Annotated in this window: 10 protein-coding genes and 1 pseudogene; 4 read left to right on the plus strand and 7 right to left on the minus strand. The window is 75.2% G+C overall.

The window, feature by feature from the left end; all coding sequences use genetic code 11:
- The first annotated feature begins 52 nt into the window (after positions 1-52).
- Positions 53-2875 (plus strand): ATP-binding protein, encoded by a 2823-nt coding sequence (locus IE273_RS04460; protein ID WP_189813814.1) that lies wholly within the window; start codon positions 53-55, stop codon positions 2873-2875.
- Between the two features lie 210 nt (positions 2876-3085).
- Positions 3086-3877 (plus strand): S1 family peptidase, encoded by a 792-nt coding sequence (locus IE273_RS04465; protein ID WP_189813815.1) that lies wholly within the window; start codon positions 3086-3088, stop codon positions 3875-3877.
- Here IE273_RS04465 and IE273_RS04470 read toward each other — a convergent pair.
- A pseudogene (locus IE273_RS04470) lies at positions 3777-4798 on the minus strand (DNA glycosylase AlkZ-like family protein). The gene IE273_RS04465 and the pseudogene IE273_RS04470 sit on opposite strands and share 101 nt — an antisense overlap.
- A gap of 117 nt (positions 4799-4915) precedes the next feature.
- Between IE273_RS04470 and IE273_RS04475 the strand changes: the two are divergent.
- Positions 4916-5758: a patatin-like phospholipase family protein gene (locus tag IE273_RS04475; protein WP_189813816.1), complete on the plus strand. Its 843-nt coding sequence runs from the start codon at positions 4916-4918 to the stop codon at positions 5756-5758.
- A gap of 208 nt (positions 5759-5966) precedes the next feature.
- Here IE273_RS04475 and IE273_RS04480 read toward each other — a convergent pair whose 3' ends face one another.
- The 5 genes from IE273_RS04480 to IE273_RS04500 form a co-directional block, all read right to left on the minus strand.
- Positions 5967-7286 carry an ABC transporter substrate-binding protein gene (locus tag IE273_RS04480; protein ID WP_189813817.1) on the minus strand — a complete coding sequence of 440 codons (1320 nt, stop codon included), beginning with the start codon at positions 7284-7286 and terminating at the stop codon, positions 5967-5969.
- A complete protein-coding gene (locus tag IE273_RS04485; RefSeq protein ID WP_189813818.1) occupies positions 7283-8377 on the minus strand; it encodes a GlnX family signal transduction membrane protein in 1095 nt (364 codons plus the stop codon). The genes IE273_RS04480 and IE273_RS04485 overlap by 4 nt, the downstream gene beginning before the upstream one ends.
- Entirely contained in the window at positions 8374-9993 is a 1620-nt protein-coding gene (locus IE273_RS04490; RefSeq protein WP_189813819.1) for a vWA domain-containing protein, read from the minus strand. The genes IE273_RS04485 and IE273_RS04490 overlap by 4 nt, the downstream gene beginning before the upstream one ends.
- Positions 9994-10065: 72 nt before the next feature.
- Positions 10066-12321 (minus strand): serine/threonine-protein kinase, encoded by a 2256-nt coding sequence (locus IE273_RS04495; RefSeq protein WP_189813820.1) that lies wholly within the window; start codon positions 12319-12321, stop codon positions 10066-10068.
- Positions 12318-14009, minus strand: a complete 1692-nt coding sequence (locus IE273_RS04500) for a trypsin-like serine peptidase (RefSeq protein ID WP_189813821.1) — start codon at positions 14007-14009, stop codon at positions 12318-12320. Before IE273_RS04500 ends, IE273_RS04495 begins: the two co-directional genes overlap by 4 nt.
- 117 nt (positions 14010-14126) lie before the next feature.
- Here IE273_RS04500 and IE273_RS04505 point away from each other — a divergent pair, with 117 nt between their 5' ends.
- On the plus strand, positions 14127-14957 hold the full coding sequence (locus IE273_RS04505; RefSeq protein ID WP_229887077.1) for a polysaccharide deacetylase family protein: 831 nt from the start codon (positions 14127-14129) through the stop codon (positions 14955-14957).
- A 13-nt stretch (positions 14958-14970) separates the two neighbouring features.
- On the opposite strand, the gene IE273_RS04510 is transcribed toward IE273_RS04505, so the two are convergent.
- On the minus strand, positions 14971-15984 hold the full coding sequence (locus IE273_RS04510; protein WP_189813822.1) for a DUF2278 family protein: 1014 nt from the start codon (positions 15982-15984) through the stop codon (positions 14971-14973).
- Positions 15985-16131: the final 147 nt, after the last annotated feature.

Here is a 16131-nt window from a genome sequence, read left to right on the forward strand (position 1 = left end):
TTCAAGGATCGTTGCCTAGAATTTGGTCCGGACACGACACACGAGGGGAGCGGTGACCGTGCGACGGGACTTCCAGGAGCCTGCAAGGTGCCGCCCCGACCTGGTCATCGGCCGCGAGGAGCTGTTCGCCGGCGCCCGTGAGCAACTCGCCTCCGGGGGCAGTGTGCTGCTCCACGGCCCCGCCGGAATAGGGAAATCCACCGTCCTGCGGTCATTGGCCGAGGATTACGGCGCCACCGCGCGCACGGTCTTGCGCTGCTCGGCGACCGAGTCCGAATCCCACCTCCCCTTCCTCGCCCTGGCCGACCTCCTCGGCCTGGTCCTCGACGAGGTCTCCCCGCGGCTGCCCGCCGCCCAGCGCACCGCCCTGGAGTCGGCGCTCACCGGCCGCGGCGAGTCCAGCCTCCAGCGGGACGGACTCGCCCTGCGCCTGGCCGTGCTCTCCGCGCTGCGCGCCCTCGCCGCCCACGGCCCCGTCCTGGTCGTCGCCGACGACCTCCAGTGGCTGGACCCGGCCAGCGCCGAACTCCTCGGCTTCGCCGCCCGGCGCCTGGAGGGCACCCCGGTGCAACTGCTGTGCGCGGTCCGCACGGAGGGCCGGCAGAGCCAGGAGTACGACCGCCATCTGCGCGCCTGTCCGCCGGGCACCCGCGCGGTCCGGCTGGGCCCGCTCTCCCGCACCCAGGTCGCCGAGCTGCTCGACCACCGCGGCCACGGCTGCCTGTCCCGCTCCACGGTCCGCGAGATCCACCGCACCAGCGGCGGCAACCCGCTCTTCGCCCTGGAGCTGGGCCGCGCCCTCGCCGACAGCCCCACCCCGCCCCGGCCGGGCGAGCCGCTGCCCGTGCCGACCTCGCTGCGCGCCCTGGTGCTCAGCCGGCTGGACATGCTCTCGGTGGAGGCCCGCCGCACCCTGCTGGTGGCCAGCGCCGGCGCCCGCCCCACCCCGGCCCTGCTGCGCGCGGCCGGCCGGGAGAACGCCGAGGCCGAGTGCGCCCAGGCCGCCGAACTCGGGCTGCTGGCCACCGAACCGGACGCCCCGGCCGTACGGTTCGCGCACCCGCTGATATCCGCCGCGCTGTACGCGGAGGCGCCCGCCCACGAACGGCGGGCCGCGCACGCGGCGCTGTCCACCGCCGCCTCCGACCCGATCGAACGGGCCCGGCACCTGGCCCTGGCCACCACCGGCACCGACCCGGAGGTCGCCGCCCGGCTCGCCGAGGCCGCCGCCCTCGCCCGGGACCGCGGAGCGCCCTCGGTCGCCGCCCAGCTGGGGCTGCTCGCCGCCCGGCACACCCCCGCCGACGGCGCCCCCGGCCCGCAGGAGCGCCGGCTGACGGCCGCCGAGGACGCGATCACCGCCGGCGAGGTCGACCTGGCCCGGGACATCGCCCGGGAGGTGCTCGCCCGGGCGGCCGTGCCCGCCGACCGGGTGCGGGCCTGGATGATCGTCATCGACACCGCCGGCCACACCATGGCCGAGGTCGACGCCGTCTTCCCGCAGGCCCTCGCCGACGCCGGCGACGACCCCCGGCTGCTCGCGCTGGTCCACTACCAGCTGGCCTGGCGGGCGCTCATCGTGGAGGGTGACTTCACCGAGGCCCGCGAGGCCGCCGCGCACGCCGCCGAGCTGGCCGCCCGCGGCGAGGACCGCCGCACCGAGCTGCTCTCCCTCGCCTTCCAGGCGCAGACCGAGACCCTGATGGGCCATCCGGAGGCGCCCCGCACCATCAAGCGGGCCCTGAAGGAGCCCCAGGACCCCCGGGTGGCGTGGCATCACAACGGCGCGGGCAGCGCCCGGTTCCGCTGGCTGGTCATGGGCGACCAGTTGGCCGAGGCCCGGACCGCCGTCACCGCGCTGCTGCGCGAGGTGCGCCGGCGCGGCTCGGTGGAGAGCGAGGTGCACTTCCTGCGCGGCCTCGCCGAGACCGAGCTGCGCGCCGGGCACTGCGGACGCGCCCTGGAACTGGCCCGCGACAGCCTGCGGCTCGCCCGGGACTCCGGGATCGGCGAGACCGCCTCGGCGATGCTCACCTCGCTCGCCGAGGCCTCCGGCGGCGATGTGGACCGCGCCCTGGCCCTCGCCCGGGAGGCGGTGGAGCACGCCGAGGAGGACGGCGACCAGATGTACCTGTCCCGCGCGCTGGGCGCACTCGGGTACGCCCAGCTGGTGGCCGGGGACCCGGCGGGCACCGTGCGCTCGCTGCGCCGGGTGCGCACCCTGGAGCTGGGCCTCGGCATCACCGACCCGGCCCGGGGCCGCTGGCACGGCGACCTCGCCGAGGCACTCGTCCGGACCGGTGAAGCGGCCGAGGCGCAGGACGTCATCGACGTCAGCCGGGAACACGCGCTGCGGCTCGGCCGGGAGAGCGTCCTCGCCGTGCTCGACCGGTCCGAGGCGCTGGTGCGCGCCGCCCGGGGCGACCTGGAGGCCGCGCTCGCCCAGCTGACGTCCGCTCAGGACCGGCTCGGCAAGCTCGGCTACGGCCTGGAGGAGGCACGGGCGGCGTTCGCGCTGGCCCGGCTGCGGGGCGGCCCACGGCCCGGACCGGCGGTGTTCGACGAGGCCACCCGGATGTTCCGGCGCTGCCGGGCGCTGCCCTGGCTGCGCCAAGTGGACGAATCCCCGGCCACCGCCGAACCGGAACCGGCGCCGGCCGTGCCTCAGGCGCCGGCCGTGCTGCACGCGCTGGCCGCGATGGAGCGTCAGGTCGCCGCGCTCGTCATGGAGGGCGCCACCAACCGGGAGATCGCGGCCCGGCTGTTCATCAGCGTGAAGACGGTGGAGGCGACCCTGACGCGGGTCTACCGCAAGCTGGGGATCCGTTCGCGGGTGGACATCGTCCGATTGGCGGCAGGTCACCGCGCGCCCTGAGCGGTGCTCTTGTTAACTGAACCGGACCGAGGGTTTTCCCTCACCCAACCCCCTAGGGGGTTCCCTCATTGGGAGCCAAGGGTTCCGGGTCCTAGCGTAATGGGCGTGCCGCTCGCCCGGGCACATGGGGGTCGGTCCCGCGACCCCCATGCAAACCCCCCACACAGACCCGCGCGACCCCCCACCGGTGCAACCCCACTGAGGAGACTCATGTTCGGGCTCACACGTGCAAGAAAGACCGCCGCGACCGTGGTGGCCACCGCCGCCGCAGCGGCGTCCGCGCTGCTCGCCTCCCCCACGGCGAGCGCCGCCCCTCAGCCCATCGTCGGCGGTACGACCACCACGACGACCGCGTACCCGTTCATGATGCAGATCACGGACGCGTCCCAGAACCAGTTCTGCGGCGGCACCCTGGTGGCGCCCAAGAAGGTGGTGACGGCCGCGCACTGCATGGTCGGCGAGACCACGAGCAGCGTCCGCGTGGTCGGCGGCCGGACCTACCTCAACGGCACCAACGGCACGGTGAGCCGGGTCAGCGGCATCTGGATCAACCCGGACTACACGGACGCCACCAACGGCGACGACGTGGCCGTGCTGACCCTCTCGACGTCGATGCCGTACACCACGGCGAAATACGTCTCCTCCTCCCAGACGAGCGTGTACGCGGCCGGCACCACCGCCCGCATCCTCGGCTGGGGGACCACCTCGGAGAACGGCGGCTCCTCCAACCAGCTGCGGACCGCGACCGTCCCGGTCGTGTCCGACTCCGGCTGCCGCTCCTCCTACGGTTCGGACTTCGTCCAGTCCGACATGGTTTGCGCCGGATACACGTCCGGCGGCGTGGACACCTGCCAGGGCGACAGCGGCGGTCCCCTGCTCATCGGGGGCGTCCTGGCAGGGATCACTTCCTGGGGCGAGGGGTGCGCGGAGGCCGGTTACCCGGGTGTCTACACCCGGCTGACCACCTTCTCGGACCTGGTGACCGCTCAGGTCGGCTCGTGACCCGGAAGACTTCCCGAGCACCCCTCGGGTGACGGCCGGGGGGCGTTGCGGGCCACCACGAGCGGCCCGCAACGCCCCCTCTCCACTGCCGGCCGCGGTGCGCGGGCGGCACGACGCGGGTCCGGTCGGCGTGGGAGAGCGGGAGGTTGTCGAACTCGGGCAGGAAGCGGGGCGGTGCGGGGGTGGCCGGATCGGGACGCGGGGGGTCGGGGAGGTCGAAGAGTTCGACGCCGTCCGGGTCACGGAAGGTCAGCAACCGGGGGGCAGGCGTTCGAAGGCGGGCCCCAGGCGGGTGAGTCCGGCCCAGGTCCGCATGTCCCGCACGGAGGCGGGGCCGAAGACGGCGAGATGACGCAGGACCACGGCGTCCGGCGCGGGGGCGGGTTCGGCGGGACGGCCCGGCCGGCGCTCGGCGGTGGTGCGGGCGACCTGGCCGCTCCCGCCCCACAGACCGCGCGGGGTCACCTGGACGAGCGGGAGCGTGCGGCGGGCCGCGACTGCGAGGGCCCGCGGGTCGGCGTCCGGCCACTCGGCGCCGAGCACCCCGCGCAACCGGGCCGTGGTCCGCGGCCCGGCCTCCACCAGTTCCCGGGCGACGGCCGCGAGCCGGTCCGGGTCGACACCGGTCAGTCCCGTGCGGAAGGTGCCCAGCTCGCGGTCGCGGGCCGGCTGGACGAAGGGCCGCGGGGCGCGGCAGTCGCCGGCGGTGTGGGTGTGGATCGCGGAGCGCGGCGTGACGACACGGGCCACGTCCCGGCCGGCCATGAGCGCGGACAGCCGCTCCGGCGCGAAACCGCGCGCGGACCGGCTCAGCAGGAGCCGCCGGGCGAGGGTGGCGCGGTTCAGCGCACGGACGTCCATGACCGGCGCGCTTCCCGGACCGCTCCGGACACCGCTGTGCTTCCCGCTGCTCCGGGTCATGGCCGCACGCTGACGCCCCTCGCGGACAACGCCTGTCCGCGATGCCCGGCGGTTGTCGCTCCGCCGTCGCCTGTGGTGTCGTACCCGGAGATCAAGGACTCTGCGGGAGGAGCGGACATGGGCGAGGCGTTGGTGCTGGGCGGCGGGGGTGTCGGTGGGATCGCCTGGACCACCGGAGTGCTGACGGGGCTCGCCGAGGCCGGGCGGGACGTGACCGGCGCCGGTCTGCTCGTGGGGACCTCCGCCGGGTCCACCGTGGCGGCGCAGGTGGGCAGCGGGCTGGATCTGGAAGAGCTGTACGCCCGGCAGGTGGATCCCGCCCGGCAGGCCGCCGAGATCATGGCCGAGATGGACCTGGAGAAGTTCGCGGCGGAGATCGGCGCGGACATGGAATCGGCCGCGTCCATGACGGAGTTGCGGCGCGCGGTCGGGCGGCGGGCCCTGGACGCGCGGACGGTCTCCGAGGCGGAGCGCCGCGCGGTGATCGAGTCCCGGCTGCCGTCCCACGGGTGGCCGGAGCGCGCGTTGAAGATCGTCGCGGTGGACGCGGAGAGCGGTGAGCCGCGGATCTTCGACCGGGCCTCGGGCGTGCCGCTGGTCGACGCGGTCGCCGCGAGCTGCGCCGTGCCGGGCGTGTGGCCGCCGGTGACGATCGGCGGGCGCCGGTACGTGGACGGCGGGGTGCGGTCCGTCGCCAACGCCGACCTCGCCACCGGTGCCGACCGGGTGCTGGTGCTGGTGCCGCTGGGCGCCGCCGAGCCCTTCCCCAGCGAACGGCCGCTGGAGCGGTCCGTGGCGGAGCTGCGCGCGGGGGGTGCCGAGGTCGTGGTCGTCGCGCCCGACGAGGCGTCCGCCAAGGCGATCGGCGACGACGCCCTCGACCCGGCCACCCGCGGCCCGGCCGCCGAGGCGGGCCGCGTCCAGGGCCGCGCGCTCACGCTGCCCTGGACGCGGGACTGACCGGGCCCGTACGCCGGCGGGTTCACGGGGCACGGCCGCGGGCCGAGGGCGGCCTGCCCGTACGCCGCCGGGGCGTGACGCGCGGTCGTGCCCTGACGGCGCCCCGCCGCGCGGCGGCCGTTGACGCCGTTGACGGCGTACGGGCGCACACCGACGGCTTCACGGCGTGCGCCCGCATCCGCCACAGCCGTGGCCGCGCGCCGGCCGTTCACGGCGCGCGGTCGCACACCGACGGCAGCCAGGTCAGGCCCGGGGTGCGGCCGAGGGTGTCCAGGGAGTGCAGGAGGTCGTCCAAGTGGCCGGGGTGGGCGAGGAATTCGATCGCCGCCTCGGCGAACGCGTCCCGTACCGCGGGCGGCATCGCGTCGGAGGCGTCGAAGCAGTGCACGGCCCGCCGGTCGCGGAGGGTGAGCGCCAGGGAGCGGCGCCAGTCCGGGTCGGTGCCGCCGGCGGGCGGGACGCCGGTGTGGACGGAGAACCCGGACTGCTGGGCGCTCCAGGCGCGTTGGGCGTCGGCGGAGGCGAGGTACCGGATCAGCTTCCTGGCCGCCGGGGTGGCGTGCAGCAGGGCGACCAGGTCCCCGGAGACCTCCCACGCGCGGTTGGCGGGGGCGCCGAGGAGCAGCCGGGCGGAGGGGTCGTAACGGCCGTCGGCGTCCTTCCAGGCGTGCTGGCGGCCCCGGATGAACGACGCCTGGTGCTCCAGCGTGCAGCCCCGCGGGCTCGCGGTGACCGGTCGTGACGCCGCCTCGTACGGCGTCTTCAGGGCCCGCCGGACGAGGTCCGGGTCGCCTCCCGCGCCGACCAGGTCACGCCAGGTGGTCCAGGCCGTCCTGACCTGCTTCGATCTCCAGGGCAGCGCGCCGCGTGCCCACTGCTCGTAGACGCCCGGACCGTACCGTTGCAGCAGGATGTCCTCGATCCAGTCGGTGCCGGGCCAGCCGCTGGTGGCACCCGAGCCCATGCCGACGCACCACGCGGCCGGCCGGTGCGCCGCCTGCTGCCGCTCCTGCTCCCCGACGCCGGCCGGGTACCAGACGATGCTCTTCAGGTCGGCCTTCAGGGGGAACCAGTACACGTGCCCGTCCGCGAGCGGCATGGCCCAGGACGGGCCGAAGTGCGCCTGGTCCACCAGGTCTTCCAGCGGCAGCAGGTGCTTCTGCCGGGCGTACTCGGCGAGTTCGCCGGGGCCGGTGAGCACCACGACATCGGGCGGCGTCCCGGCCTCGACGTCGGCGCCGAGCACCTGGCTCTCGGCGTTGCTGCCCTGGTAGTCGACATGGATGCGGTACTTCCGCTCGAACGGCTCGACGACCGCCTTCCGGAAGTTGTCCTCGTCCTCGCCGGTCCAGTTGGCCAGCAGGGTGACGGTCGGCTCCTGCCCGAGGGCGCGTACGCCCACCATGACGGCCGCCGCCAGCAGGGCCAGGCAGCTCGCGACCACCGTGACGATGCGGACCGGGCGGCGGGAGGGGCGGGACCGGGTGCCGGGGGCGGCCGTCGCGGAGCCGCCGGGGCGCGCGTTCACCGGGGCCTGAACCGGTAGTCGTCGATGTGCCGCCGCAGGCCCGTCTCGGCCAGTGCCATCAGCAGGACGCCTCCTATCAGGATCCACACCGCCGCCGACGCGCGGAAGCCGGTGTGCGCCAGATACGAGGCGGTGTCCCGCCCCGCGACGGGTATCAGCCGCCCGGGCAGCGGGCTGTCGAGCAGCTGCCGGGTGTCCGCCATCCCCCGCTGGGTCCATACGGTGAACACCACGGCGGTGGCGACACCGGCCGCCGACAATGCCAGGGCGGCCAGGAGCCGGCGGTTGTACCGGCGCCGGAAGCGGCGGCGCAGGAAGAGCTGGGTCTCCAGCAGCGCGGCGCAGAGGGCGAGGGCCAGCAGCAGGGTGATGCTCCAGGCGAGCCACAGCAGCGGGCCGAACGAGGTCTGCCGGTGCACGGCCGCCCGCTGCTGCCGTTGCAGCGCCTTCAGGCGGTCCTGTATGCCCGTGCCCTTCTCCGTCAGGATGCTGGTGGCATAGCTGCGGTAGGCCTCGCGCAACAGGCTGCCGTCCGGCTGGAGCTGGGACTTCTGGACCTTGACCGCGTAGACCGTGATCAGCCCGGCGATCGTCTGGAGGGCCTGCCGGCCCGCCGGGCCGCCCACGTCGTCGTCCGCGGCGGCGGCCGACAGGCTCTGCGCGGCGACCGAGATCTGCTTCTGGAAGTCGCTGGTCGGGGCGGGTGCGCCGGCGTCCCGTTCGGCCTGGCCGAGCGCGTACAGCGCGGTGTCCAGGGACAGGACGGCCGGGGCGCTGGAGGTGCGCAGCGGGTTCGCGTCCCCGTGCACGCCCTGGTACGACACGAACAGCGACAGCGCGAGCAGGGCCGACAGGGCCAGCAGCAGGCGGTGGCGGACGGTCAGGTCGTGGGCGGTCGTGCTGCCGCCGTCCGCCGGGCGCGGCCCGGTACCGGGGAGCCGGACCCACGGGCGGGCGAGGCGGCGCGGCGCCCCGCCGAGGGCGCGGCGGTCGGCGGGGCGGGCCCGTGCGGGGCGTGGGCTGGGCGGGGCCGCCGGCTGCGCGCCGGTCGCGGAGCCGGTGCCGGGTGTCGTCCCCCTGCCGTTGGTCATGCGGGCGCCCCTCTCAGCGGCCGGCCGCACCTGCCGCCGCAGTAGACGGAGTCGGCCGGACCGAGCCACTCGCAGCCCGGACACTCGACGAGTCCGTCGGGGCGGACGGGGAGGGACGGACCGGCGGAACCGGGCGGGACGGCTCCCCGAGGCGCACCGGAGCCCGGTGGGGTGCCGGAACCCGGTGGGGTCCCGGCGCCCTCGGCGCTCCGTGCGGCGGCACCGCCCTCCGCCGAGCCCTCCGCCGAGCCCACCGACGGCTGTTCCGGTGGCGTCGTCAGGGCGCTGGAGAGGATCAGGTGCTGCCAGTCGACGTCCTTCAGCCCGGTCCGGACCCGGCCGGTGCCCGGCGCCGCCTCGATCAGCCGGAGCGCGCCGAGCAGGTGGGTGTCGCCCAGTTCGGCGGCCAGCGCGAGCGCGCGGGTGAGTTCCCGGTCCGCGGTGTCACGGCCGTCCGTGCCGCGCAGCCAGGCCCGGTAGGCACCGGCGACGGCGGCGCTCGCCTGCTGGTACAGCTCGTGCCGGCGGACCCCGGGATGCTGCCGGGAGGCGTCCAGCGGGTTGTCGGTCCAGCGCACCAGGACGGGCTGCGGCGCGGGCAGCCGTACCGGCCGGCCGAAGTCGGGTACGTCGATCTCCACGGCGGCGAGCTGGAGGTCCTCGCCGGTCTCGCGGCCGGTCGGGTCGGCGGTCAGGACGACCTGGAAGTGCCGTACCTCGTCGCCCCAGGCGCGGGTGACGTACTCCGCGCCGCGCCCGCCGGAGCCGGCCGGGACGGGCGGCAGTTCCTGTTCGCTCGGCACGACCTGCTTGACCTGACGGATCACCGTGCCCGGGGTGGGGGTGAGCCGGATGCGCAGCTCGGGTACCGCCGTGCCGAGCAGTCCGGCCACCAACTCCTCGTAGGCGGCGGTCAGTTCGGACTCGGCGCGGACGGCGCGGGCGCGGCCGTGCAGCCGCCGGGTGATGCGCAGCAGCAGGTCGGCGTCCCAGTCCTCGCCGATGCCCCAGGCGTCGCAGACGAACCGTCCCTCGCAGGCGTCGAGCGCGGTCTCCAGGGACATGGCGGCCCGGTGGTCGTGCTCGTTGCGCCCGTCGGTGAGCAGCAGGACGTGTTTCACGGGGGCGGGGTGGTCCTTCAGCAGCCACCGGGCGAGGTCGAGCCAGGTGCCGATGGCGGTGCCGCCGTCCGCGTCCAGGATGCGTACGGCGCGTTCGGCGGCCTCGCGTTCGCCGGGACCGGCGACGGCGAGCACCGCGCTGCCGGCTCCGGGGTGGACGAGGGTGGCGTCGAACCGTCCGGAGAGCACGGCGAACGCGGTGCCGTCGGGCAGCATCCGGACCGCCGCGACGGTGGCGTCCTTGGCCGCGTGCAGTTTGGCGGCGGGGTGGAGCATCGAGCGGGAGGTGTCGACGATCAGCACCTCGGCGAGCGCGGGCCCGGTACCGGGCACGGGCGCGCCGGGGTGTCCCGGGCGGCCCCGGCTCCTGACCCCGATCTCCAGGATGGCGTGCATCTCCGGGTCGCGGTGCCGCCCGGCGGGGTCCGGCGCGACCGGCAGTTCCTTCTGCTGGCCGACCGCGAGCGTCACCTCGGTCTCCTCGGCCACGGTCATCGCTGCCTCTTCCCAAGTGGTCCAGAAGGTCGTCCCCTGCGGGCGTCGGGCTCCCGGAGGGCCGTGCGGGGTTCAGAACGTGGTCATCGGCCGGACCGCGTGGGCCAGGTCGAGGAGCCGGCCGTGTTCGCCGGCGGTGCGGGCCTGGGCGGCCAGTTGCCGGAACGAGTGCTCCAGCCGGGTGCGCAGGCCGTCCTCGTCCCCGGGTCCGAGGAGCTCCCCGGCGGGGAAGTCCGGGCCCCAGCCCTGGGCCGGCCGGCCGTGCAGGGCGTTCTCGCGGACCTCCGCGACCAGCCGGGCCCGGGACTCACCGGCCGCCGCGCCGCCGTCCAGGCGCAGTTCGGGCAGCCGCCGGACGGCGTCCCGCAGGCCGGCCGGGGTGGGCGGGTCGCCGTGCAGGACGCCGGCGCGGACGCGGACGGCCGCGATGCGGGCGGCGTCGTGGTGCCGGGAGGTGGCGGGCACCTCGTCGAGGACGTGGACGGCGGCGTCCCGGTCGCCGCCGGCCAGGTGGCCGCGGGCCAGGCCGAACGCGGCGGCGGTGTGCGCGGAGTCCCGTTTCCAGACGGCTTCGTAGTACCGCATGGCCCGCGTGGGACGCCCACGGCCCGCGGGCCGGGAGCCGGTGTGTTCGGCGCAGTAGCCGAGGGCGAGCTTGGGCACGTACTCGCCGGGCAGGGCCCGGTAGACGGCGTCGAAGCGGGCACCGGCCGGCTCCACCTCGCCCTTGCTGAGGTGCAGTACGCCGTGGTGCCAGGCGATGCGCCAGTCATGGGCGGCGCGTTCGCCGAGCTGGGTCTCGGCCTCGGCGAGCCAGCTCTCCGCCGCCTGCTGCTCGCCCTTCCTGAGGTAGGCGCGGCACAGCCACAGCGCGGTCTCGGGGGTGCCGAGGCGGGATTCGCGCGGCCACTGCCGGGCGACCCGGTCGGGGGCGTCGGGCGGGAAGGTGTCCAGGAGCAGGGCGGCGCCGTCGTCGGGGTCGGGCAGCGGCTCGGGCAGTGCGCCGGCCACCTCGGCGGCGGGGGGCGGGGAGGCGTCCAGGCCGGCGGGCCGCTCGCCGGGGCGGGTGGTCCAGTGGTCCAGGGCGGGGATGGCGCCGAGTCCGGCGTCGAGGCTGGCGCCGGTCGCGCGGAACCGGGTGGAGCTCTCCGGCAGCTGCTCGCCGAACTGGAGCGAGCGGAACTCACGGAGGACTTCCCACAGTTGGCGGGACATCTCGGCGGCGGAGCGGAAGCGGGCGCGGGGTTCGGCGTGGGTGGCGCGGGCGATGAGGCGGCGGAAGGAGTCGGGGGCGAGGCCGCGGGCGGGTTCGGTGTTCCGGGCCAGGGCCTGGAGGGTCATGCCGACGGTGTAGAGGTCGCTGTCGACGTGCCAGCCGCGCCGGTCGATCTCCTCCTGGGGCGGGGCGTAGCCGGCCGTGTGGACGTAGGCGGAGGTGCGGTCGCCGATGGCGCGGACGGCGCCGAGGTCGATGACCTTGAGCGCCCGCCCGAAGTGGATGACGTTGGCGGGCTTCATGTCGCAGTAGAGCAGCCCGCGTTCGTGCATGTACTGGAGGGCGCCGAGGATCTTGCAGCCGTAGGTGAGGACGTGGTCGAGCCGGGGGCGGCCGTGGAAGATCCGCTCGACGTCGTCGGCGTCGAAGAGCTGTTGCAGGGAGCGTCCGCCGATGTAGTCCATGACCAGGTAGCCGGTGGGCGGGCGGCCGGGGGCCCGGTGTTCGGCGTAGGTGATGATGCGGACGATGTCGGGGTGGTGCAGGTCGGTCAGGGAGCGGCGCTCCTCGACGGCGGTGCGGCGGGCGAGGGCGTCGTGGACGTTGATCTGGCCCTTGAGGACGACCCGGTGGCCGGCGGCGCGGGTGTCCTCGGCGAGGTACACCCAGCCGAGGCCGCCGTGGGCGAGGCAGCCGAGAACCTGGTAGTGGTCGGCGACGATGTCGCCCCGGGTGAGCTGCGGCCGGAAGGAGTAGGGCGTGCCGCAGCGGGGGCACCGGCCGGTGTCGCGGGCGGGCTGGCCGCCGTAGCCGATGCCGATGGTCATGGTGCAGCCGTTCGCGCCGCAGCGGCGGCCCCCGGTGGGCGGTCGCGGGTCCTCGACGAGGACGTCGTCGGGGACGGGGACCTCGGGCAGGACGACCAGTCCGTGCTGGTCGAGTTCGCCGGTGCCGGCGACGGCGTGCACGGCCGCCGGGCCGGGGGGCTCGGGCTCCTCGGCGGCGCCGGCCGGGGGCCGGGCCGGCGGTTCGGCGTGCCGGTGGCCGCAGGTGTCGCAGTAGCCGGTGCCCATGATGCGGCCCGCGCAGCCGGGCCGGACGCACGAGGTCACGAGGCGCCCTCCTCACCGGGTGGGGTGGCGGAGCAGAAGCCGACGAACCGCTCGACGGCGGCCTCGGCCCGCTCGATGTCGCAGGGGGTCTGCCGCAGCAGCGAGACGGCCTGTTCGTAGAGCCGGTACGCCGCCACGACCCGGTCGCCCTGCGCGGCGGCCCGCTGCCGGCACAGCGGCCACTCGGCGCCGACGCGGCCGAGGAGTTCCTCGCGGCGGCGCAGCCGGGTGTCGAGCAGGTCGACGGCCTTCTCCAGGCGGCGCCGGCGGCGGCCGACGGCGTCCTCGAAGGTGAACAGCAGTCCGGCGCGCGCGGGTGCGCGTTCCTGTTCGGGGGCGTGGTCGATCCAGGCTCGCAGCATGCGGCTGCGCCGGACGCCGGCCTCGGCCCGGTCGAGGAGCGGCCGGGTGCCGGGCGGGGGCAGGACGCGGTCCCGGCGGGTGTCGAGCGCGGGCCCCAACGCGTCGGTGATGCGGTCGAGTTCGGTGTGCAGACGGGCCCAGCGTTCGCGCAGCGGCCGGTGCACGAGGAACTCGGCCGCCTGCTCGGCGCGTTCCGCCTGGTCTCGGAAGACCAGCAGCAGGCGTGCGCCCTGCCGGGCGAGCCGGTCCAGCAGACCGAGCAGCGCGTCGGGTTCGGCGGCCTCGTCGACGGAGACCAGGACGGCGGCGAGCGGGAGGCGCAGCGTGCCGAGCCGTTCGGGCCGGGGGTCGTCGCGGATGCCGAGGCGTTCGGCGATCCGGTCCATGACCTCCGCGGCCGTCAGTCCCTTGACGTCCAGGGCGAGGTCGTGGGCGCCGGCGGGGGGTACGGTCTCGGGCGGGTCGTGGCTGACGGCGCTGGTGTTGCGGTGGGTGCGCAGTTCGCGGTCGGCGAGGGTGACGGCGCGTTGCAGGGTCCAGGCGCGGTCGCCGCGCGCGGGGACGACGGTGACGAGCACCGGCCAGCCCTCGCCGCGGAACCAGGAGGCGAGTTCGCCGGCGAACGGGACGTCGAGCCGGCCGGCGCCCGCTCCGGTGCCGGTGCGCAGCCGGGGGTCGACGGCCTCGGCGCCGTCGGTCCAGGCGGCGACCTGCGGCAGATGGCTGAGGATGGTCTCGGTGGGGCTCATGTAGCTGAAGGCGGAGCGCGGGCCGTCGTCCACGCTCAGGACGATGCCGATGACCTGGTCGGTGGCGTGGTCGACGACGCCTCCGCCGCTGAAGCCGTGGTCGGCGAGTTCTTCGGGGGTGAGCGGGCGCAGTTGCACCTGGCTGTCCCGGCCGCGCGCGGCGACCAGGGTGGCGCCGTGCCAGCGCCCGCCGTCGTCGCCGCGCGGGAAGCCGTACATGCTGACGGGGCCGTGGGGGGCGGCGAGCCGGTAGAGCCGCGTGGTGTGCTCGGCGGGCAGTGGTGCGTCCAGGCGCAGCAGGGCGAGGTCGCCGCTGCGGTCGCCGAAGGTGTCCTCGCTCTGCGGTACGTGTTCGTCCGGGCGGACGGTGGCGGTCACGGCGGCCAGGCCGGGCACGCCGACCAGGCGGACGGTGTAGCGGTGGCCGGGACCGACGACGTGCGCGGCGGTGAGGACCCGCTCGGGGGCGAGCAGCACGCCCGCGCCCAGGACCCGGCCGTCCGGTGTCTCGATGCGCGCGATCCAGGACGGTGTCCGTAAGCGCGATGCGACGACTCGCTCCCCCGTGCGCGTCATGGTCCTGAGGTTACTCCGCGTACCCGCCCGGTACTACTGGTGTGCACGGGGTCGTCGCGGAAGCGGTACGACCGGGCTCGAACGTGTGTACTATACACGCGGTGTATAGTCCTCGGCATGCCTCTGACGACCGACACGATCTCGACGCCGACGCACGCGACCACCGACGCGCCCAGGAAGACGCGCGGAACGGGCCGGAGGTTGCGTGGCTGGGCGCTCGCGTCCGCCGCCGCCTGCCTGACGCTCGCCCTGTCCGGCTGCGCCCAGGTCGACACGACCGCCCCGAGCACCGCCCGCGCCGAGGCGGCGCACGGGGCACCGGCCCGGTTCGGGACCGTCGACTGCCGCCAGGCCAAGTGCATCGCGCTCACCTTCGACGCGGGCCCCAGCGAGAACTCGGCGCGGCTGCTCGACATCCTGAAGGAGAAGAAGGTCCCGGCCACCTTCTTCCTCCTCGGCAAGCGGCACATCGAGAAGTACCCGGAACTGGTCAAGCGGATGGCGGCGGAGGGCCACGAGGTCGCGAGCCACACCTGGGACCACAAGATCCTCACCCGGATACCGGACCAGGAGGTACGTGAGGAGCTGAACCGGCCCAACGAGGCGATCGAGCGCCTCACCGGGCGCAAGCCGACGCTGATGCGCCCGCCGCAGGGCCGCACCGACGCCACCGTGCACGAGATCTGCAAGGAGCTGGGCCTGGCGGAGGTGCTGTGGAGCGTGACCGCCAAGGACTACACCACCGACGACTCGGCGCTCATCACCAAGCGGGTCCTCGACCAGTCGTCCCGGGACGGGATCATCCTGCTGCACGACATCTACCCCGGGACCGTGCCGGCCGTGCCCGGCATCATCGACGCGCTGAAGGCGCGGGGCTACGTCTTCGTGACGGTCCCCCAGCTGCTGGCACCCGGCAAGGCCGAGCCCGGCAAGGTGTACCGCCCGTAGCCCCCGCCCCGGCTCAGAACACCACCGACCAGCCCTCGCGGGAGGCCTGTTCGGCGGTGTAGGAGACGCCGTGCACCTTCAGGCCGGCCGCGTCGAGGAGCGTGATCTCGCCGCCCTGGTTGCCGAGCGGTGCCTCGGCGGTGAGCGGCACGGTGAGGCAGTCGCCGGGCGCGAGCGGGGCCGTGGCCGGGACCGGCGAGCCGTGGCCGAGGCGGCTGACGATCCGCCAGCCGGTGAGATCGGCGGGCTCCGGCGAGGCGTTGAGGAGGGTCACGGTCTCCGTCTCGGGAGCGGGGCCCTTCGGGTTGACCCTCGCCGCGATGATCATCACGGGCTGTGCGCCGGTCGTGGGCCGGGTGCCGTCGACGTCCTCCAGGGTGTGCCCGGTGGTGTCGTCGGTGTGCCAGGACTGGCTCTGGAAGGCCAGGAAGATGCCGACCCAGCGGGACTGCGCGGGGAAGCGCAGCAGGAGTCCGCCGTCCTGCCACACCCCGTCGTCGCCCTTGAAGCGCCGGCTGTTGCCCTGGTTCATGTGGACGTCGTGCACGCCGTTGCCGGGCAGGAAGCCGAACACCTTGTCCTTGACGGCGGGTTCGGGGCCGAAGCGGGAGCCGAAGACGTACGCCCGCGCCTGCGGGTCCGCCACCGCGCGCTGTACGTAGTGGTCGAGGAGGTCGGCGAGGTCGTTGTCCGGTCCCTCGACGTCCGGTGGGAGCGTGCGCATCCCGGCCGGGTCGAAGAGGTTGCCGCGCACGAAGTCGAGGGTCGGGCCGCCGGGGCCGGCCGGCAGGGTGTTCCAGCCGCCGGGCAGGCCCTCCAGGGCGGCGGTCAGCGGGTGCCGGAAGTCGTCGGCGACCAGGTAGAGCAGTTCGGAAGGGTGCTCCTGGGAGAGCACGTTGACCGCGGCGCGGTAGTGCGTGCCGTGGTCGTCCGTCAGGTGGATCTGGTAGTGCGGTGTCTCCCGCGCGCCCTCACGCCGTGTCTCGACGGCGCGGGCGATCAGGACGCCGTAGTTCTTCACCGGCATGACGATCAACTCCCCCGTACGACGGGTCGCTTGCCCGGCCCGTGGCAGGAAGCGTAGAAGCAGGATCCCCGTGGCGCCGCCCCGCGCACCCACTGTTCCAGAATACGACTCCCCCAGGACACCTGCTACGCGAGCGGCACGGCGCGG

Source organism: Streptomyces olivaceoviridis (assembly GCF_014650115.1).
In the GTDB taxonomy this organism is placed as follows: Bacteria; Actinomycetota; Actinomycetes; order Streptomycetales; family Streptomycetaceae; genus Streptomyces; species Streptomyces olivaceoviridis.